An 18,638-nucleotide genomic window follows, 5' to 3' on the forward strand; every position below is an offset into this window, starting at 1 on the left:
CCGCTTGACCTTGCCATCATGTCAAGGTGTACGGTAGAGCATGCACCCCCTGAGATGCTGCGCATTTCCCCGCTCTCCTTCGGGAAGGGGACGCACCCGGTGGCCCGGCACAGCCGGTTCCACGGGTGCACTGGCATCGGCCGCGCTGGTGCGTTGGCGGCGGGCGGCATACGCAACCCAGAACTCATAAATACATGACGACAAACACTATCGGTACCTCTCCCACATCCCTCGCCGCGGTCACGGACTCGCTCGACCTGGGCATCGGCGGCATGACCTGTGCCAGCTGCGTGTCGCGCGTGGAGCGCGCGCTGCGCAAGGTGCCCGGCGTGCAGGACGCCACCGTGAACCTGGCCACCGAGTCCGCGCGCGTGGCCTGGGCGCCGGGCGCGGCGGCCGGTGCTGTAGACGCGGCGGCCATGGAGGCGCTGGTGCGCCGCGCGGTGCGCAACGCCGGCTACGAGCCGCGTGCCGCCGGGCAGGCCGATACTGCCGAAGACCTGTCGCCCTGGGCGGGCTTCCTGCCCGTGGGCATCGGCCTGCTGCTGTCGGCGCCGCTGGTGGTACCCATGTTGGGAGACCTTTTCGGCCAGCAGTGGATGCTGCCCGCGTGGGTGCAGTTCGCGCTGGCCACGCCGGTGCAGTTCATTCTGGGCGCGCGCTTCTACAAGGCCGGCTGGCATGCGCTGAAGGCGCTGGCGGGCAACATGGACCTGCTGGTGGCGCTGGGCACGAGCGCGGGCTGGGGACTGTCGGTGTGGCTGTGGCTCACGGCGCCCGCGGGCCACCCGGGGCAATCTGGGCATGTGCCGCACCTGTACTTCGAGGCCTCGGCCGTGGTGATCACGCTGGTGTTGCTGGGCAAGTGGCTGGAGGCCCGTGCCAAGCGCCAGACCACGGCGGCCATCCGCGCGCTGCACGCGCTCAGGCCCGAGGTGGTGCACCTGTTGACCCAGGCCGGCGAGGTGGATGTGCCCGTGGCCGAGGTGATGGTGGGCGACCGCCTGGTGGTGCGTCCGGGCGAGCGCATCCCGGTGGACGGCACGGTGCACGAGGGCCACACGCAGGTCGATGAATCCATGCTCACCGGCGAACCGCTGCCCGTGGCGCGCGATGTGGGTGCGGGCCTGACAGGCGGCTCCATCAACGGCGACGGCCGCATCGTGATGGCGGTGACCGCCGTGGGCGCCGAGACGGTGCTGGCCCACATCATCCGCCTGGTGGAAGACGCGCAGGCCGCCAAGGCGCCCATCCAGCGCCTGGTGGACGAGGTCTCGGCCATCTTCGTGCCGGTGGTGCTGGGCGTGGCGCTGCTCACCCTGCTGGGCTGGCTGTGGGCCGGCGCGGGCGGGGAGGTGGCGCTGATCCACGCCGTGGCGGTGCTGGTGATCGCCTGCCCCTGCGCGCTGGGCCTGGCCACGCCCGCGGCCATCATGGCGGGCACCGGCGTGGCGGCGAAGCACGGCATCCTCATCAAGGATGCGCAGGCGCTTGAGCTGGCGCACAAGGTGGGCACGGTGGCCTTCGACAAGACCGGCACGCTCACCGTGGGGCAGCCGCGCCTCACCGCCTTCGAGGTGGTGGCGGGGCAGGACGAAAGCGTTGTCCTGGCGGCCGTGGCCGCGGTGCAAAGCGGCAGCGAGCACCCGCTGGCCCGCGCCGTGGTGTCCGCTGCCCGGGCGCGCGACCTGCCCATGGCGCAGCCTGATGCAGTGCACGCCGTGCGCGCCGTGCCCGGCCGCGGCACGGAGGGTGAGGTGCAGGGGGCGAGCTACCTGGTGGGCAGCCTGCGCTGGATGCAGGAGCTGGGCGTTGACCTGGGTCCGCTGGCCGCGCGCGCCCAGGCATTGCAGGCCGAAGGCGCCACCGTGTCGGCCGTGGCCCAGCGCAGTACGCAGGGCGCAGAAGGCACACACGGAGCAGGGGGCCTGGTGCTGCGCGCCGTGATGGCCTTTGGCGACGAACCCAAGCCCGGCGCGCCGGAAGCGCTGGCGCAGCTGAAGGCGCGGGGCATCCGCACCGTGATGATCTCGGGCGACAACCGGGGCGCGGCCGAAGCCATGGCCCGGCGGCTGGGCCTCGACCCCGCGGCGGGCGAGGTGATGGCCGAGGTGTTGCCGGGGGACAAGGCGGCGCAGGTCGTGGCTTTGCAGGCGGGCGGCAAGACAGTGGCTATGGTGGGAGATGGCGTGAACGACGCACCGGCTTTGGCCGCAGCCGATGTGGGCATGGCCATGGGCAACGGCACCGATGTGGCCATGCATGCAGCCGGCATCACCCTGATGCGCGGAGACCCCCGGCTGGTGGCGGCGGCGCTGGACATATCGCACCGCACGGTGATGAAGATCCGCCAGAACCTGTTCTGGGCCTTTGCTTACAACGTGGCCGGGATTCCCTTGGCGGCGCTGGGTTATCTGAGCCCGGTGGTCGCCGGCGCGGCCATGGCCTTGAGCTCGGTCAGTGTGATGGCGAATGCCCTCTTACTGAAGCGGTGGCGCATGTGATAAATACGTACAGCACGGTCATCGATGTCTGGCAAACTGCAACTTTTTGTTGCAGAGCAGCGCGGGGGCGCGGCTCGCGGCTTCTCCATACCGATACAAGGACGACACATCATGAATCTCTTTTCGTTCATGCGGCAGTTCACCATCCGAATGCGCATGCTGGGGGCCATTGCGGTGGTCCTGGGGCTGCTGGGCCTGCTCGGTGGCGCGGGCATGCTGGGCATGTTCCGCATCCACGACATGAGCCAGGACTTCGTGGACAACTCGTTCGCCAAGGTGGGCTACATGGCCGAGTTGCGCGGCGAGATGGGGGCCATCCGCCAGCACGAAAAGGACATGATCATCGGCTATGAAAAGACCGAGGCCGTGAAGGCCGCGCACGCCAAGTGGCTGGCCAGCCAGGAGAAGGCCAAGAAGATCGCCGCGAAGTTCCTGGAAGGCGAGGAAGACGCGGACAATGTGGTGGTGCGCAAGGTCATCGCCAAGCTGGACAGCTACCGCGATCTCTTCGGGCACGTGGCCCGCCAGCTCGAAGCCAGCGGCTACGACACCGCCACCATCGCCAACCGCATGAGCGGCAAGGCCGTGGCCGAGTTCGACCAGGCCGACAAGCTCGTGAGCGAGCTCGACACCGTGCTGCGCGCCGATGTGGACACGGCCATTGCGCAGCAGGCGCGCGTATCGAGCGAGACCAAGTGGCTCTTCGTGCTGGCGGTGCTCATCACCGTGGTGGTGGTGGTGCCGACCACGCTGATGAACATGAACTCCATCTGCAACCCGCTCGAAGAAGCCCGCCGCATGGCGCAGGCGATTGCGGGCGGCGACCTGTCGCAGAAGATCGAGGCCGAAGGCAAGGACGAAGTGGCCGACCTGCAGCGCGCACTGCGCGAGATGCAGCAGGGCCTGGGGTCGCTGGTGGCGCAGGTGCGTGATGCCAGCGGCAACATCGCCACGGCCAGCCAGGAGATCGCCACGGGCAACCAGGACCTGTCGCAGCGCACCGAGCAGACCGCCAGCAATGCACAGGAGGCCGTGTCCTCGCTGTCGCAGCTCACGTCCACCGTGCAGCAGACGGCGTCGTCCTCGCAGATGGCCAACCAGCTCGCCGCATCGGCATCGAACACCGCCACGCACGGCGGCTCGGTGGTGCAGCAGGCGGTCTCCAGCATGCAGGAAATCTCGGCGTCCAGCCGCAAGATCGGCGACATCATCGGCCTGATCGACTCCATTGCCTTCCAGACCAACATCCTGGCGCTGAACGCCGCGGTGGAGGCCGCCCGTGCGGGCGAACAGGGCCGGGGCTTTGCGGTGGTGGCCAGCGAGGTGCGCAGCCTGGCCCAGCGCAGCGCGGCCGCGGCCAGCGACATCAAGGGCCTGATCAACAACAGCGTGGCGGCCGTGGACGGCGGCGTGCGCCATGTGGAAGGCGCGGGCACGGCCATGAAGGAGATCGTGGCCAGCGTGCAGCGCGTGGGCGACATCATCGGCGAGATCACCGCGGCGGCGTCCGAGCAGTCGGCCGGCATCGGCCAGGTCAACCAGTCGGTGGGCGAGATCGACCGCATGACGCAGCAGAACGCGGCGCTGGTGGAACAGTCCGCCGCCGCTGCCGAGTCGCTGCGCGAGCAGGCCGCGCGCCTGTCGCAGGTGGTGCAGCAGTTCCGCCTGGCCGATTCGATGGGGCACAGTGGGGCGCACCACGGCTCACACTCTGCGCCAGTGGCAGCTCCGGCACAGCAGCGGCAGGCGCTGGCGGGCGGTGCGTCGGGCCGGGCACTGCTCTCCCGCTGATACGGCGCACTGACGCGGCCCGCACGACCGGGCACCCAGGCCCTGCAGGCATTCTTGGCTTGCAGGGCTTTTTTCATGGGCGGGCCGCACCAGCGCTTTCGTTCTGGCTTCGGCCTCGGCTGCCGAGCCGGTGGCGTGGCTGGTTGCGGAGTGTTTGACCTGCGTCATGCGCCGCGGCGCGGCTGCATGCCATTCTCGGGCTGTTGTTGTGTTGTCCACCCGGGAGAGTTGCCATGCCGTCCATCAGCCTGCGCACCATTCGCGAAGAGCATGCGTCGCTGGCGGCGGTGCTGCATTCACTGCGCCTGTTGCTCGACCAGGGGCCGGGCGACGCACCCGCCGCGTTCTTCGACGTGATGCGCGCGATGCTGTTCTACATCGACGAGTTTCCCGAGCGCCAGCACCACCCCAAGGAATCGCAATGGCTGTTCCCCAAGGTGGCCGAACGCTCGCCCGATGCCGCTGCCGCCATTGCGCAGCTGGAGCGTGAACACGCAGGCGGCGAGGCGGCGGTGCGCGAGCTGCAGCACCTGCTGCTGGGTTGGGAACTGATGGGCGAGTCGCGCCGCGAGGTGTTTGCGGATGCGCTGCGCAGGTATGTCGGCTTCTACCTGGAGCACATGCGGCTGGAGGAGGCCGTGGTGCTGCCGGCCGCGCAGAAGTGTCTGGCGGAGGCCGACTGGACCGCCATCGACGCCGCGTTTGCAGGCAACGCCAACCCGCTGGCGCACGGACCTGCGCGCGACCCGGCCTATGACCGCCTGTTCACCCGCATCGTGATGCGGGCGCCGAGCCCGATCGGGCTGGGTTGAGCGCAGGACAGCGTCAGAGTGCCGGAGGTTGTACAGACTCGCAGTCTCCCGCACCGCGCTGCCAAATCACCCCACACCGTTCACGCTGAGCCTGTCGAAGCGCCGCGCAGGGCTTCGACAGGCTCAGCCCGAACGGTCGGTGAGATGCCACCCTGCAGAACGATGCAACAGTGTGGATGGCGTGGACTGAGCGAACGGTGCGGAGCGTCAAGCAGCCCGCCGGGCTGTTCCCGTCACGCCGCCAGCGCAGGGTAGTCCGTGTACCCCTCGGCACCGCCGCCGTACAGCGTGGCGCGGTTCACCTCGTTCAACGGCGCGTCCTTTTGCAGGCGCTGCACCAGGTCCGGGTTGGCGATGAACGGGCGGCCGAAGGCCACGATGTCCGCGCCGTTCGCCAGCGCCGTTTCGGCCAGGGCCTTGTCGTAGGCGTTGTTCACCATCCACGCGCCCTGGCCGCCGGCTGTGCGGTATGCGGCCTTGAGCGCGTTGTAGTCGAAGGGGCGGTCCGGAATGTCGCGCGGGCCGCCCGTGGCGCCTTCGATCACGTGGATGTACGACAGGCCCAGCGGGCCCAGCTGGCGCACCACGTAGTCGAACAACGGCTGCGGGTCGGCGTCCACCACGTCGTTGGCGGGCGTGACGGGCGACAGGCGGATGCCGGTGCGGCCGGCGCCGATCTCTGCGGTGATGGCGTTGACCACTTCGAGCAGCAGGCGGGCGCGGTTCTCGATGCTGCCGCCGTAGGCGTCGGTGCGCTGGTTGGCGCCGGTCTTGAGGAACTGGTCGATCAGGTAGCCGTTGGCGGCATGCACTTCCACACCGTCAAAGCCTGCATCGATGGCCGCGCGAGCGGCGCGGCGGTAGTCATCGACGATGCCGGGCAGCTCGGACTGCTCCAGCGCGCGGGGCACCGACGTTTCGGTGAAGGTGGGCACGCCGTCCTTGATGAGCACGGTCTTGGTCTTGGCCTGGATGGCCGACGGTGCGACGGGTGCGGCGTTGCCGGGCTGCAGGTCGGTGTGCGAGACGCGGCCCACGTGCCACAACTGCACCACGATCTTGCCGCCCGCGGCGTGCACGGACGACGTGACCTTCTTCCAGCCGGCGATCTGCTCGGGCGCATACAGGCCCGGCACGTCGGCATAGCCCTGGCCCTGGTGCGAGATGGCGGTGGCCTCGGAAATGATGAGACCGGCGCTGGCGCGCTGCGTGTAGTAGGTGGCCACGAGGTCGGTGGGCACGGCATTGGGCGAGCGGTTGCGCGTGAGCGGCGCCATGGCGATGCGGTTGGCCAGTTGCAGGTCACCGGCTTGGACGGGGTCGGACAGGAATGGCATGGGATGAAACTTCCGGATAGAGCGTGGGATGAAAACGTCGGCAGGGGCCATCGGTCGAAGGCCGAAGGTTAATGCTGCAGCGCAAAACGTGCAGCGCACTGGCGTCAACAAGGGCTCTGGTTTTGTGCTATTGGCCCCAGCGGCCCCGCTGCGGGCCGTGGCGCTGCCCGGCCAGCGCGCTAAAGGCGGCTGCGGCAAAATTGCACGCCATGCCCTCCCATCCTGCACCGCCCGGCGCGGTCCGGCCCTTGGCCACGTTGCCTGCCACTTTGCCCGCGCTGTGGCTGGCGGTGGCGCTCTCCATGGGTGCTGCGGTGTCGCTGGGCATCACACGCTTTGCGTATGCGCTGCTGCTGCCCCCCATGCGCGAGGACCTGGGCTGGACCTACACGCTGGCCGGGGCCATGAACACGGTGAATGCGCTGGGCTACCTGCTGGGCGCGCTGGCCACACCGTGGCTGCTGCAGCGCGTGGCGCCGGGCAAGGTGCTGGTGGCGGGCGCCGTGTTGGCGTCGGTGTTCATGGGGCTCAGCGGCTTTGTTGTGGATGCGGTGCCGCTGCTGCTGCAGCGCCTGCTGGCCGGTGCTGCCAGCGCGCTGGTGTTCATTGCGGGCGGGCTGCTGGCGGCGCGCCTGGGGGCGCATGCGGTGGGGCGCGCAGGGCTGCTGCTGGGGCTGTACTACGGCGGCACGGGCTGGGGCATCAGCCTGTCGGCGCTGCTGGTGCCTGCGGTGCTGGCGGGCGCACCCGGGCCGCATGCCTGGGCGTGGGCCTGGTGGGCGCTGGCCGTTGCCTGCGCCGGTGCCACCGCGGTGCTGCTGTGGCCCGCGCGCCGCCTGCAGGCGCTGGCGGCACCGGCAGCGCCTCCCACGCCGTTCAATCTGCAGCATCCACCCGCCCGGGTGAGCTGGCGGGCCCTGGGGCCTGCGCTGCTGGGCTATGGCCTGTTCGGCGTGGGCTACATCGGCTACATGACCTTTGTGGTGGCGCTGCTGCGCGAGCAGGGCGCCAGCGGCACCGCGGTGACCTGGTTCTATGCGCTGCTGGGGCTGGCCGTGCTGCTGTCCTCGCGCATCTGGGCGGGCCTGCTGGACCGCACCCGGGGCGGGCAGGCGCTGGCGCTGCTCAACGGCCTGCTGGGCGTGGCCACGGTGCTGCCGGCGCTCACGTCCGCGTGGCCGGTGGTGCTGGGATCGGGCTTGCTGTTTGGCGGGGTGTTCCTGTCGGTGGTCGCATCGACCACGGCGCTGGTGCGCCACAACCTGCCCCAGGTGCTGTGGGCCAGCGGCATCAGCGCGTTCACCATCGTGTTCGCGGCTGGACAGATTGTCGGGCCCACGGTGGTCGGCTGGATCGCCGACGGCCCGGGCGGCCTGGCGCGCGGGCTGGTGTTCTCGGCCTGTGCGCTCTGGGCGGGGGCGCTGGTGGCGTCGCGGCAAAGGCCGCTGGCGGGCTCTGGCGCGGGCGGCTGACCGGGGGTGTGGGGCGAGCAGGACCCTGCACAGATGCCGCGCTGGCGGTTAGTTGGTTTTCGCATATCCAAGTGCGAAACCAGTGCAAGCCGCCAACGGCCCGCTGCCTAGAATTTTTCTCTCATGCCATGGGCGGACCCGCGCCGCACCGTGGCCGCATCCGACGCATCCCGAGAGGACATTCCCCCCATGGCAACGACAACACGCAGAAAAAGCATCCAGGCCGCGGCCTTGCTGGTAGGCACGGTATTGGGCTTCAGTGCCCTGGCGCAGACACGCGAGGTGGTCATCGGCTACCAGGACATGGTCGTGCCGTGGCGCCATGCACAGGAAACGCGCGAGGTCGAAAAGCGCACGGGCTACAAGGTCACCTACCGCAAGCTGGGCAGCGGCGCCGAGGTGGTGCGCGCGCTGGCCTCCGGCGCCATCCACATCGGCGAGGCGGGTTCGTCGCCGTTCGCATCGGCCATCTCGCAGGGCGTGCCCATCGAGGTGTTCTGGGTGCTGGACAACATCAACGATGCCGAGGCCCTGGTGGCGCGCAATGGCTCGGGCGTGAACACGCTGGCGGACCTCAAGGGCAAGAAGATCGGCCTGCCCTTCGTGTCGACCACGCACTTCCACGCGCTGGTGGCGCTGCAGGACGCGGGCGTGGACCCCAAGAGCGTGCAGATCGTGAACCTGCGCCCGCCCGAGATCCTGGCGGCCTGGGAGCGCGGCGACATCGACGCGACCTTCGTGTGGGACCCGGTGCTGGCCAAGGCCAAGGCCAACGGCAAGGTCATCGTGACCTCGGGCCAGATCGCGGCCAAGACCGGCAAGGCCACCTTCGACGGACTGGCCGTAACCAAGGCCTTTGCCAAGGAGCATGACGGCTTCCTCGCGCAGTTCGTGCAGGTGCTGGCCGATGCCGACAAGGCCTACACCGGTCACAAGGCTGCCTGGACCGCCGAGTCGGCCGAGGTCAAGTCGCTGGCCAAGTGGAGCGGGGCCGAGGCGCCCACCGTGCCTGCGAGCCTGGCGTTGTACGCCTTCGTGCCGCCTGCCGAGCAGGCATCCAACCAGTGGCTGGGTGGCGGCAAGGACTCGGGCGTGGCCAAGTCGCTGGCGGCCACTGCGGCCTTTTTGAAAGAGCAGGGCACCATCCAGAACGTGCTGCCCGACTATTCCGTCGGTGTGAACCCCGCCTGGGTGCGGCGTGCCAAGTAAGCACGGTGACGGCGCAGAACAAGGCCTGCAGATACGGGGCCTGAACGTGCGCTATGCCGGTGCGCGCCAGGCGTCGCCGGTGCTCGCGCTGCAGGACGTGGACCTCGACATCGCCCGCGGCGAGCTGGTGGTGGCGCTGGGCGCCTCGGGCTGCGGCAAAACCACGCTGCTCAACTGCATCGCGGGCTTCACCGAGGCATCGTCCGGCAGCATCACGCTCAACGGCCGCGCCGTCACCGGGCCGGGCGCGGAGCGCGGGGTGGTGTTCCAAAAGCATGCCCTCATGCCCTGGCTCAACGTGGTCGACAACGTGGCGCTGGGCCTGCGCCTGCGCGGCGTGCCGCGCACCGAGCGTCGTCGATTGGCTACCGAGAAGCTGGCCCTGGTGGGCCTGGAGGCCTTTGCCGACGCGCCCGTGTGGCAGCTGTCGGGCGGTATGCAGCAGCGCGTGGGCATGGCCCGCGCCCTGGCCAGCGACCCCGACGTGCTGCTCATGGACGAGCCGCTGGGCGCGCTCGACGCGTTCACCCGCGAGTCGCTGCAGGAGCTGGTGCTGCAGCTGTGGCAGCGCACAGGCAAGACGATTTTTTTCATCACCCACGATGTCGAGGAGGCGCTGTTCCTGGCCTCGCGCCTCATCGTGATGACACCGCGTCCGGGCCGCATCGCGCAGCAGCACGCGCTGGCCTTCAACACCGACTACCTGGGTGGCCGGGCTGCGCGCGCCGTGAAATCGGATGCGCAGTTCATCGCCTGGCGCGAACGCGTGCTGGACTGGATCGCGCCCGGCGTGGTGGCAAATGCGGAGCCCACGCATGCCTGACGCGATGAGCCAGATCCTGATGGTGCCGGGCATGGGAGGCGACGCGCCCGGTGCAGCCGTGTCCGATGAACCTGCCGCACCGTACGTTGCACCCGCAGCGTCCTCGCTGCGTGCGGTCGCGCCGTTTCGCCTGCCCGGCAGCGGGCCGAGCCGTGCCATCAGCGCCGTGTGTGTGGTCGCGCTGGTGGCGCTGTGGTGGCTGGCCACGCACCTGGCCTGGGTGCCGCCCTTGTTCCTGCCCGCGCCCGATGCCGTGCAGCGCGCTTTTGGCGATGCCTGGCGCGGCAACATCCAGGGCGGCGAGCCGCTGTGGAAGCACCTGCAGTGGAGCGCGATCCGCGTGTTCGGCGCCTTCGCCTTGGCGGCCGTCACGGCCGTGCCGGTGGGCATCGCCATGGGCGTGAGCCGCGTGGCGCGCGGCGTGTTCGACCCGCCCATCGAGTTCTACCGCCCGCTGCCGCCGCTGGCCTACCTGCCGCTGATCGTGATCTGGTTCGGCATCGACGAGACCGCCAAGATCCTCTTGATCTACCTGGCCTGTTTTGCCCCCATCGCGCTGGCCGCCAAGGCCGGCGTGCGCAGCGCCAGCATAGAACAGATCAACGCCGCCCTGTCGCTGGGCGCGGGCCGCTGGCCGCTGGTGCGGCACGTCATCGTGCCCGCTGCACTGCCCGAGATCATGGTGGGCCTGCGCATCGCCATCGGCTTCGGCTGGACCACGCTCGTGGCCGCCGAGATGGTGGCAGCCACCGTGGGGCTGGGGCAGATGGTGCTCAATGCCTCCAACTTTTTGCGCACCGACGTGGTGGTGATGGGCATCCTCGTCATCGGCCTGGTGGCGTGGACCTTCGACTGGTTCATGCGCTGGCTGGAGCAGCGCTTCGTGCCCTGGAAGGGGCGTTAGCCGCCGAGCCGGGCTCGCAGCTGTCGCGCGCCACAGCGCATGAAACTGGCGCGGCCCAAGGCCAGCGCACCCGCGCAAGGGCCGCCCCGCCGCGCTGGGTGCGTCCCCCTCCCGAATCGCGCAGCGAGTCGAGAGAGGGGGAAGGCGCGCAGCGCCTCAGGGGGTGCCTACTACTTGAGCAAGCCTTCGGCCTTCATGGCCTCCTGCACCGCAGGGCGGGCGGCCACGCGGTCACGGTAGGCGGCCAGGTTCGTCAGAGCGGAAATATCCACGTTGGTCGGCTTGGCCCAGTTGGTCACGGTGAACAGGTAGCCGTCGGCCACGGTGAACTGGTCGCCCATCAGGTACTGCTTGTCGGCCAGCTGGCTGTCCACCCACTGCAGGCGCTGCAGCAGCTTCTCGCGCGCCATGGTCTTGTATTCCTCAGGCGTGGCGGGGTTGAACAGGGGGCTGAACCCCTTGTGGATTTCGGTGCCGATGAAGGTCAGCCATTCCTGCAGGCGGTAGCGCTGCAGCGAGCCGTTGGTGGGCGCCAGCATCTTCAGGGGCACTTGGTCGGCGATGTACTGCACGATGGCCGGGCCTTCGCGCAGGCGCGTGCCGTCGTCCAGCTCCAGCATGGGCACATAACCCAGCGGGTTGATGCTGTAGTAGTCGGTGCCGTCCTGCAGCTTGTGGCTCTTGGTGCTGGCGAGCACGGGCGTGAAAGCCAGGCCCGCCTCGTGCAGGGCGATGTGCGGGGACAAAGAGCAGGCGCCGGGGGAGTAGTACAGCTTCATGATGAAAAGGTCCTTCCAAAAAAGTGACGGAGAAACCCGCCATCCTATGCCTTGTGCGTGACGCCTGCTGTCGTTCGGGTGCGCGCGGCTGTGTGGGACGGCCCCTGCGGCATCAGCTGTCGTAACCCGGTGCCTCGCGCTGCACTTTGCGCAGCAGCGCAGGCCAGGCAAACGCGCCGCCCAGGCCGCCTGTCTGCACGCGCATGGCCTGCGCCACGCCGCTCACGATCTGCGGGTTCACGGCCGTGAGCTCGCCGCCGGCCTGCGCATCGATCTGGATGCGGCAGGTGTTCTCGAAGGTGTACATCGACAGGAACGCATCGGCAATCGTCTTGCCCACGGTGAGCAGGCCATGGTTGCGCAGCATGAGGAAGTTGGCCTCGCCCAGGTCGGCCTGCAGGCGCGGCTTTTCCTCGTCGCGAAAGGCCACGCCCTCGTACTCGTGGTACGCCAGCGAGCCCAGCACGAACGTGCTCTGCTGGCTGATAGGCAGCACGCCGCCCTTTTGCGCGCTGACCGCCACGCCCGCGCGGGTGTGGGTGTGCAGCACGCAGCCAGCCTCGGGCCGGGCCTCGTGCACGGCGCTGTGGATCACGAAGCCCGCGGGGTTCACCGGGAAGGGCGAGTCGTGCAGCTTGTTGCACTGCATGTCCACCTTGATCAGGCTCGACGCGGTGATCTCCTCGAACATCAGGCCGTAGGGATTGATGAGGAACTGGTGCTCGGGGCCCGAGACCGACTCGGGCAGCTTGGCGCTGATGTGGGTGAAGACCAGGTCACTCCAGCCGTAAAGGCTCACGAGCCGGTAGCACGCGGCCAGGTCGCAGCGCAACTGCCATTCTGGGGCGGACACGCTGTCCTTGAGCGAGGGAATGCTGAGCATGGGCTTGTCTCCGTGGGTTGTTGGGTACGAAGGTGCACTGTAGGCCGCTGCAGCGCAAACGGGTGTCAGGCAGGCTACACAAGCGGCGTTTGGGGGTGCGCGGTACGGGCTTTCCCGCAATGTCGCAGCCGTTCCATTGCGCTGTGAGAACCTCCAATCGCGGCGCGGGGTGCGTCCCTAAAGTTCATTCATCCATCCCATCAGTCGGTGGGACGGAATAACCGGACTTCTGGAGATCACCACCATGCGCAATCCCACATCGAAGATCGCGAGGCTGCTGGCCTCGTTCGCCGCCGCCACCTGCCTGTCGGCGCTGGGGCTGTCGGCCCACGCCCTGGAGACCGTGGACAAGGGCGCCTTCACCATCGCGTTCTCGGGCGACATGCCCGGCACCGGCTACCAGGACGGCAAGATGGTCGGCTACGACGGCGAGATCCTGCAGCGCATTGCGCAGGCGCTGCAGCTCAAGGTCAAGCCCGCGCTGATGGAGTGGTCGGGCACCATCGCCTCGGTGCAATCCAAACGCGTGGACGTGATGGCCGGCACCATGGGCTGGACCGAGCAGCGCTCGAAAATCATGGCCCTGAGCGACCCCATCCACTACTTCAAGAACGGCATCACGCAGTCGGACAAGACCGACTGGAGCAAGCTCCGGGACCTGGAAGGCAAGAAGGTCGGCACCATCACGGGCTTCTCGTTCATCCCGGAGCTGCGCAAGATCAACGGCCTGCAACTGGCGCTGTACGACACCTCGGACGCCGCGGTGCGCGACCTGCTGGCCGGGCGCATCGACGCGGTGATCGGCGACCCGCCGGTGATGCAGTACGCGATCTCGCAGAACCCGCAGTGGAAGATCAAGTTCAACGCCTTCAGCGACGCATCGCCCGACTACCCGCTGCTCACGGGCCTGGGCCAGGTGGTGTTCGGCCTGAACAAGGACAACCCCGAACTGGTGAAGGCCGTGAACGCCGAAATCGCCAAGCTCTGGGGCAGCTGCGAGCTGCGCAAGATCGGCAAGACCTACGGCCTGGTGCAGGACGTGTGGTACATCCCCGTGGGCCAGAACGCCCGGGCCGGCGTGGACCGCGCAGCGGACTGGAAGCTGCCGTCGTGCAAGGGATGAACTAGCGCCTCGTCGCATCGCCGGTTGCCCGATGGGGTCCCGGCGAATTGCCAAGACGCATGCTGTCACAGGCATGCGGCTTTTGTCTTTGGCCCGGCATTGCGGGGCCGCCAGCCATCGCTGTGGGGCAGCGCTGTGCGCCGTCAGGCCTCCACCGCACCAGCCTGCAGCGCCTTGCGCATGCGCCCCGGCGGCATGCCGTACAGCTGCTGGAAGTGCCGGATGAAATGCGATGCGTCGGCAAAGCCGCATTCATACGCGATGGTGATGACCGGCAGGGCGGTGCTGGTGAGCATCCATTTGGCGTATTTGAGGCGCGCGTTGCGGTAGTACTCCGACGGCGTGGTGCGCGTCTCGGCCAGGAACACGCGCTCGAGCTGGCGGCTGCTCGAATCCACCAGCCGCGCGATGACCGCGATCTCGAGGGGCGTGCCGATGTTCTTTTCCATGAGCACGATGGCCTGGCGCAGCTTGTCGTGGTCGGTGGTGCCGTAGCCCAGCGCATGGCGGCGTGCCACGTGGGTGTGGCCGGCCAAGGGGTTCACCGTCATCTGGTGCACGACCTTGGCCGCGCGGTCGGGGCCGCAGTGCAGGCGCACCAGCTCGGCCGTGAGCTCCACGATGGAGATGCCGCCCGCACAGGTGATGCGGTCGCCGTCGAAGAGGTAATGCGAGTCCGTCACGAAGGGCAGCGTGGGGAACGCCTGCTGCCAGTCCTCCACGTGGTAGGGGTGCACGCAGGCGCGCCGCTGCGCCATGAGCCCCGCATGCGCCAGCGCGAACGAGCCGGTGCAGATGCCGATGAGCGGCTTGCCCAGCGATGCGGCGTACTGCAGGAACTCGCGGTAGCGCGGGTGGGCCGAGGGGATGGCCGGCAGCAGCCCGCCGATGACGGCGATGTAGTCGTAGTCGCAGTCGGACGAGAGCGATTCCTGCACGGGGACTTCCACACCGCAACTGGCGGCCACCGACTGGCCGGGTATGCCCAGGATGGTCCACGAGCAGCGGATCTGCCGGCTCTGGTCGCCCACGTCTGCCGCGTGGCGCAGGCCGTCGCACAGGCCCGCCAGCGACAGCAGCGGGAACTGCGGCCACAGCAGGATGCCCACGCGCAGTTCGGAGGCCGAGGACGCCTTGCGCCGCGGCGCGCTGGGCCGCGACGCCGCGTCGAGCTTGCCGATCAATGCACCAATGTCGCCTGTGTTCTGCGCACTGGTCTGGTGCGCGTTGGCGCCATTTTTGACGCCAGGGGCTTTGCGCTGGGGTGTGGTGGGGGGCATCGGGTTTTCCCTGCATGTCGCATACGTTCAATATAGCTGCGTCCCCCTCCAATGAACAGAGGGGCGCCATTCCTAGCATGGAGGCACTGGGTAGCAAGGACATGCGGGTGCAATTTGCGTGCCGCAGCGCCCGCACACCACTGTCTGGAGAACCATGCTGTGAACGACGACCATCCACCCCTGCTGCGCGTGAGCGGCCTCACCAAGAGCTACGGCCAGACGGAGGTGCTCAAGGGCATTTCCTTCGACCTGAAAAAAGGCGAGACGCTGTCGCTGATCGGGCCCAGCGGCTCGGGCAAGTCCACGTGCCTGCGCTGCCTGAACTTCCTGGAAAAGCCCAACGGCGGCGAGGTACTGCTGCAGGATGAGCGCATCGGCCAGGTGCCTGCGCGCAAGGGCGGCGGCTGGCGGCTGATGAGCGACACCGAGATGGCACCGCAGCGCCGCGAGATCGGCATGGTGTTCCAGCTGTTCTATCTGTGGCCGCACCTCACGGTGCGCGACAACGTGGCGCTTGCGTCCATCAAGGCCGGCGGCATGCGGCGCGACGAGGCCCACGCGCTGGCCGAAGACATGCTGGAGAAGGTGCACCTGCGGCACAAGGCCGACGCCTACCCCGAGCAGCTGTCCGGCGGGCAGCAGCAGCGCGTGGCCATTGCGCGCACGCTGGCGCAAAAGCCCAAGCTCATCCTGTTTGATGAGCCCACGTCCGCCCTGGACCCCGAACTCGTGGGCGAGGTGCTGGGCGTGATCCGCGAGCTGGCCGACGAGGGCCGCTCGATGATCCTGGTGACGCACGAGATCCGCTTTGCGCGCGACGTGGCCGACCGCGTGATCTTCATGGACGGTGGCCACATCGTCGAAGAGGGCCCCGCCGCGCAGGTGATCAACGCGCCGCGCATGGAGCGCACGCGCAGCTTCCTGGGCCAGGTGGGCGGTGGCGCAGGGCTGGGTGCATGACCATGCCCGGACTCGATACCTTCACCCTGATCGCGCTCACGCTGTTGCGCGGTGCGTGGACGGCCGCGCAGGTGGCGGCAGGCGCCGCGCTGATCGCCGCGGGCCTGGGGCTGCTGCTGGCCTTGCTGGTGGTCTTCGTGCGCCACCGTGCGCTGCAATGGGCCATTGCGGCGTACATCGAATGGATGCGCAACGTGCCCGCGCTGGCGCATCTGTTCGTGCTGTATTTCGGCCTGGCGTCGGTGGGCGTGCGGCTGTCGCCGCTCACGGCCGCGGTCGTCGGCCTGGGCCTGGTGGGCGCGGCCATCCTGTGCGACGTGTTTGCCGCGGGCCTGCGCTGCCTGCCGGTGGGCCAGCGCGAGGCGGCATTGGCCGTGGGCCTGACACCCGCGCAGACGCTGCGCTGCGTGCTGCTGCCGCAGATGCTGCGCGTGACGCTGCCGTCGCTGGGCAACTACGCGAGCCAGCTGGTCAAGGACACCTCCATCGCGTCGGCCATCGCGGCGCCTGAAGTGATGTTCTATGCGCGCAACCTGGTGACGTCCACCTTCGAGACGCCGCTGATCTACCTGACCGCCATGCTGCTCTATGCGGCCATGGTGCTGCCCATCAGCTGGGCCTTCACGCGCCTGGAGCGCCACACTGCCAGGGGGGCACGATGACCGCATTCTTTGCAACCTACGCCGAGTACCTCGGCGAGTGGTGGCCGCGCCTGCTGGACGCCGCGCGTGTCACGGCCGAGCTGTCGGCCATCGGCTTTGCCATCGCCATCGCGCTGGGGGCGCTGCTGGTGTGGATGCCGCGCAGCGGCGTGGCCGTGCTGCGCCGCAGTGCGCAGGGCTTCATCGAGCTGCTGCGGGCCATACCGCTGCTGGCGCTGCTCCTGGCGATCTACTTTGCGCTGCCTTCCATCGGCGTGACGCTGTCGGGCTACTGGGCCGGTGCCATCGGCCTCGGGGTGCATGGCGCGGCCTATGTGGCGGAGATCCTGCGGGGCGGGCTGCAGTCGGTGCACGGCGGGCAGCGCGAGGCGGGCCTGGCGGTGGGCCTCACGCCGCGCCGCGTGTTCCTGCACGTCACGCTGCCGCAGGCGGCACGCGTGATGCTGCCGCCACTGCTGAGCAGCTACGTGGCGCTGCTGAAAGACAGCTCGCTGTGCGCGCTGATCGCCACCAACGAACTCATGCTGGCCGCCAAGGCGATCTCCAGCGAGTACTTCCTGCCGCTGCACGTCTTCATCCTGGTGGGGCTGTTCTATTTCGCGATCGCGTTCCCACTGTCCATGCTCTCGCGCTTCATGGAGCGCCGCCTGGCGCAGGGCCGCCGCACGCTGGGGGCTGCATGACGACCACCGATCTCTCGATGCCATCCATGGTCTACGCGCCGGTGGCAGACCAGGCCGCGGCCATCCGTGCGGGCCGCTTGTCGAGCGAGGCGCTGGTGGAGGCGCAGCTCGCGCGCATCGACCGGCATGGCGCGCAGCTGCACGCCTATACCGAGGTCTACGCCGACGAGGCCCGCGCCGCCGCGCAGGGCCTGGACCGCATGGCCCGTGCGGGCGTCTTCGTCGGGCCGCTGCACGGCGTGACGGTGGCGGTGAAGGACCTGTTCGAGGTGCAGGGCAAGGCGATTGCCGCAGGCTCGCGCGCGCAGCCGGCGCGCATCTCCGGCACGAACGCCACGGTGGTGGACCGCCTGCGTGCGGCCGGCGCCATCGTGGTCGGCAAGACGCACACGGTGGAGTTCGCATTCGGCGGCTGGGGCACCAACGCGGTGATGGGCACACCCTGGAACCCCTGGGATGTGCACACGCACCGCACGCCGGGGGGCAGCAGCAGTGGCTCGGCCGTAGCGCTGGCGGCAGGGCTGTGCAGCGCATCCATCGGCACGGACACGGGCGGGTCGGTGCGCATACCGGCCGGGCTGTGCGGCGTGGTGGGGCTCAAGACCACGCGCGGCCTCATCAGCCGCCACGGGCTCATCGAGCTGTGCCCCACGCACGACACGGTGGGGCCGCTCACGCGCACGGTGCGCGACAGTGCGCTGCTGCTGGAAGTGCTGGCCGGTGCCGATCCGCACGACGCGGTGTCGCTGCAGGCGCCCGTGCGCTCGGTGCTGCCGCACCTTGCGCGCGGCGTGCAGGGCCTGCGCGTGTGGACGCTGCCCGAGGCCGAGCGCCACGATGTGGATGCCGACGTGCTCGCGGCCTGCGACGCGGCGGTGCAGGTGCTGGTGTCGCTGGGCATGCAGCGCGTGGAGCGCGCGCTGCCGCAAAGCTGCGCCGAATCCATGCGCGTGGCGGGCAGCCTGATGAGCGCCGAGGGCTATGCCAACCTGGGACCGCTGTTCGAGCAGGACGGGCTGGAGTTCGACCCGCATGTGCGCCGCCGCATCCTGCTGGGCCGCGACATCGATGCAGCGCAGTACATCGCGCTGCTCAAGCTGCGCGAGCAGGCCAAGGCCGACATGCTGCGCGCCATGGAGGGTGTGGATGTGTGCGCCTTTCCGACCAATGCGATCGCCGCCATCCCGGTCAGTGCGGTGGACGAGCTGGCCACGCCGCTGTCGCGCTTTGGCCGCTTCGTGAACCTGCTGGATCTGTGCTCGCTGGCCGTGCCGGCGGGCTTCACGCAGGGCGGCATGCCGGTATCGCTGCAGGTCATCGGCCGGCCGATGGACGAGCCGACGATCCTGCGCGTGGGCCACGCGTTCGAGCAGGCCACCGGCTGGCATCGCGCGGTGCCGCCGGGCTGGGACTGAG

At 69.0% G+C, this 18,638-nt stretch carries 16 protein-coding genes; 12 read left to right on the plus strand and 4 right to left on the minus strand.

Going from position 1 to position 18,638, the window contains the following annotated elements; all coding sequences use genetic code 11:
• Positions 1-194: 194 nt before the first annotated feature.
• The 3 genes from ACIGHN_RS09715 to ACIGHN_RS09725 all read left to right on the plus strand — a co-directional run bounded on the left by ACIGHN_RS09715 (position 195) and on the right by ACIGHN_RS09725 (position 5,107).
• The gene (locus ACIGHN_RS09715) at positions 195-2,504 is read left to right on the plus strand and encodes a heavy metal translocating P-type ATPase (RefSeq protein ID WP_396504200.1); all 2,310 of its coding nucleotides are present in this window, start codon (positions 195-197) and stop codon (positions 2,502-2,504) included.
• A 111-nt stretch (positions 2,505-2,615) separates the two neighbouring features.
• Positions 2,616-4,295, plus strand: coding sequence for a methyl-accepting chemotaxis protein (locus tag ACIGHN_RS09720; RefSeq protein ID WP_396504201.1), 1,680 nt, complete (start codon positions 2,616-2,618; stop codon positions 4,293-4,295).
• A 233-nt stretch (positions 4,296-4,528) separates the two neighbouring features.
• Positions 4,529-5,107 carry a hemerythrin domain-containing protein gene (locus tag ACIGHN_RS09725; RefSeq protein ID WP_056410683.1) on the plus strand — a complete coding sequence of 193 codons (579 nt, stop codon included), beginning with the start codon at positions 4,529-4,531 and terminating at the stop codon, positions 5,105-5,107.
• 233 nt (positions 5,108-5,340) lie between these two features.
• Here the strand turns inward: ACIGHN_RS09725 and ACIGHN_RS09730 are convergent, their stop codons facing one another.
• Positions 5,341-6,444: an alkene reductase gene (locus ACIGHN_RS09730; RefSeq protein ID WP_396504202.1), complete on the minus strand. Its 1,104-nt coding sequence runs from the start codon at positions 6,442-6,444 to the stop codon at positions 5,341-5,343.
• Between the two features lie 209 nt (positions 6,445-6,653).
• Between ACIGHN_RS09730 and ACIGHN_RS09735 the strand changes: the two genes are divergently transcribed.
• The 4 genes from ACIGHN_RS09735 to ACIGHN_RS09750 all read left to right on the plus strand — a co-directional run bounded on the left by ACIGHN_RS09735 (position 6,654) and on the right by ACIGHN_RS09750 (position 10,852).
• Positions 6,654-7,916, plus strand: a complete 1,263-nt coding sequence (locus tag ACIGHN_RS09735) for a YbfB/YjiJ family MFS transporter (protein ID WP_396504203.1) — start codon at positions 6,654-6,656, stop codon at positions 7,914-7,916.
• A 189-nt stretch (positions 7,917-8,105) separates the two neighbouring features.
• Positions 8,106-9,125, plus strand: a complete 1,020-nt coding sequence (gene tauA, locus ACIGHN_RS09740; protein ID WP_396504204.1) for a taurine ABC transporter substrate-binding protein — start codon at positions 8,106-8,108, stop codon at positions 9,123-9,125.
• The gene (locus tag ACIGHN_RS09745; protein WP_396504205.1) at positions 9,115-9,948 is read left to right on the plus strand and encodes a taurine ABC transporter ATP-binding protein; all 834 of its coding nucleotides are present in this window, start codon (positions 9,115-9,117) and stop codon (positions 9,946-9,948) included. Before tauA ends, ACIGHN_RS09745 begins: the two co-directional genes overlap by 11 nt.
• 31 nt (positions 9,949-9,979) lie before the next feature.
• Positions 9,980-10,852, plus strand: coding sequence for an ABC transporter permease subunit (locus ACIGHN_RS09750; protein ID WP_396504374.1), 873 nt, complete (start codon positions 9,980-9,982; stop codon positions 10,850-10,852).
• Positions 10,853-11,022: 170 nt separating this feature from the next.
• Here ACIGHN_RS09750 and gstA read toward each other — a convergent pair whose 3' ends face one another.
• Positions 11,023-11,631 carry a glutathione transferase GstA gene (gene gstA, locus ACIGHN_RS09755; protein WP_056171625.1) on the minus strand — a complete coding sequence of 203 codons (609 nt, stop codon included), beginning with the start codon at positions 11,629-11,631 and terminating at the stop codon, positions 11,023-11,025.
• A 112-nt stretch (positions 11,632-11,743) separates the two neighbouring features.
• Complete coding sequence (locus tag ACIGHN_RS09760; RefSeq protein WP_396504206.1) at positions 11,744-12,514, minus strand: class II aldolase/adducin family protein; 771 nt, start codon at positions 12,512-12,514, stop codon at positions 11,744-11,746.
• A 244-nt stretch (positions 12,515-12,758) separates the two neighbouring features.
• On the opposite strand from ACIGHN_RS09760, the gene ACIGHN_RS09765 reads away from it, so the two are divergent.
• Positions 12,759-13,637: an ABC transporter substrate-binding protein gene (locus ACIGHN_RS09765; RefSeq protein WP_396504207.1), complete on the plus strand. Its 879-nt coding sequence runs from the start codon at positions 12,759-12,761 to the stop codon at positions 13,635-13,637.
• Between the two features lie 143 nt (positions 13,638-13,780).
• Here ACIGHN_RS09765 and ACIGHN_RS09770 read toward each other — a convergent pair whose 3' ends face one another.
• Positions 13,781-14,917, minus strand: a complete 1,137-nt coding sequence (locus ACIGHN_RS09770) for a GlxA family transcriptional regulator (RefSeq protein WP_396504208.1) — start codon at positions 14,915-14,917, stop codon at positions 13,781-13,783.
• A 51-nt stretch (positions 14,918-14,968) separates the two neighbouring features.
• Between ACIGHN_RS09770 and ACIGHN_RS09775 the strand changes: the two genes are divergently transcribed.
• From ACIGHN_RS09775 to ACIGHN_RS09790, 4 genes are read left to right on the plus strand one after another with little or no spacing between them, the layout of a single operon-like run.
• Positions 14,969-15,877, plus strand: a complete 909-nt coding sequence (locus tag ACIGHN_RS09775; protein ID WP_396504209.1) for an amino acid ABC transporter ATP-binding protein — start codon at positions 14,969-14,971, stop codon at positions 15,875-15,877.
• Complete coding sequence (locus tag ACIGHN_RS09780) at positions 15,874-16,539, plus strand: amino acid ABC transporter permease (RefSeq protein WP_235503864.1); 666 nt, start codon at positions 15,874-15,876, stop codon at positions 16,537-16,539. The genes ACIGHN_RS09775 and ACIGHN_RS09780 overlap by 4 nt, the downstream gene beginning before the upstream one ends.
• Positions 16,536-17,222 carry an amino acid ABC transporter permease gene (locus ACIGHN_RS09785; RefSeq protein WP_396504210.1) on the plus strand — a complete coding sequence of 229 codons (687 nt, stop codon included), beginning with the start codon at positions 16,536-16,538 and terminating at the stop codon, positions 17,220-17,222. Before ACIGHN_RS09780 ends, ACIGHN_RS09785 begins: the two co-directional genes overlap by 4 nt.
• Complete coding sequence (locus ACIGHN_RS09790; protein ID WP_396504211.1) at positions 17,219-18,637, plus strand: amidase; 1,419 nt, start codon at positions 17,219-17,221, stop codon at positions 18,635-18,637. Before ACIGHN_RS09785 ends, ACIGHN_RS09790 begins: the two co-directional genes overlap by 4 nt.
• The last annotated feature ends 1 nt before the right edge of the window (position 18,638 follow it).

The organism is Acidovorax sp. NPDC077693 (genome assembly GCF_044542805.1).
Lineage (GTDB): Bacteria > Pseudomonadota > Gammaproteobacteria > Burkholderiales > Burkholderiaceae_C > Acidovorax.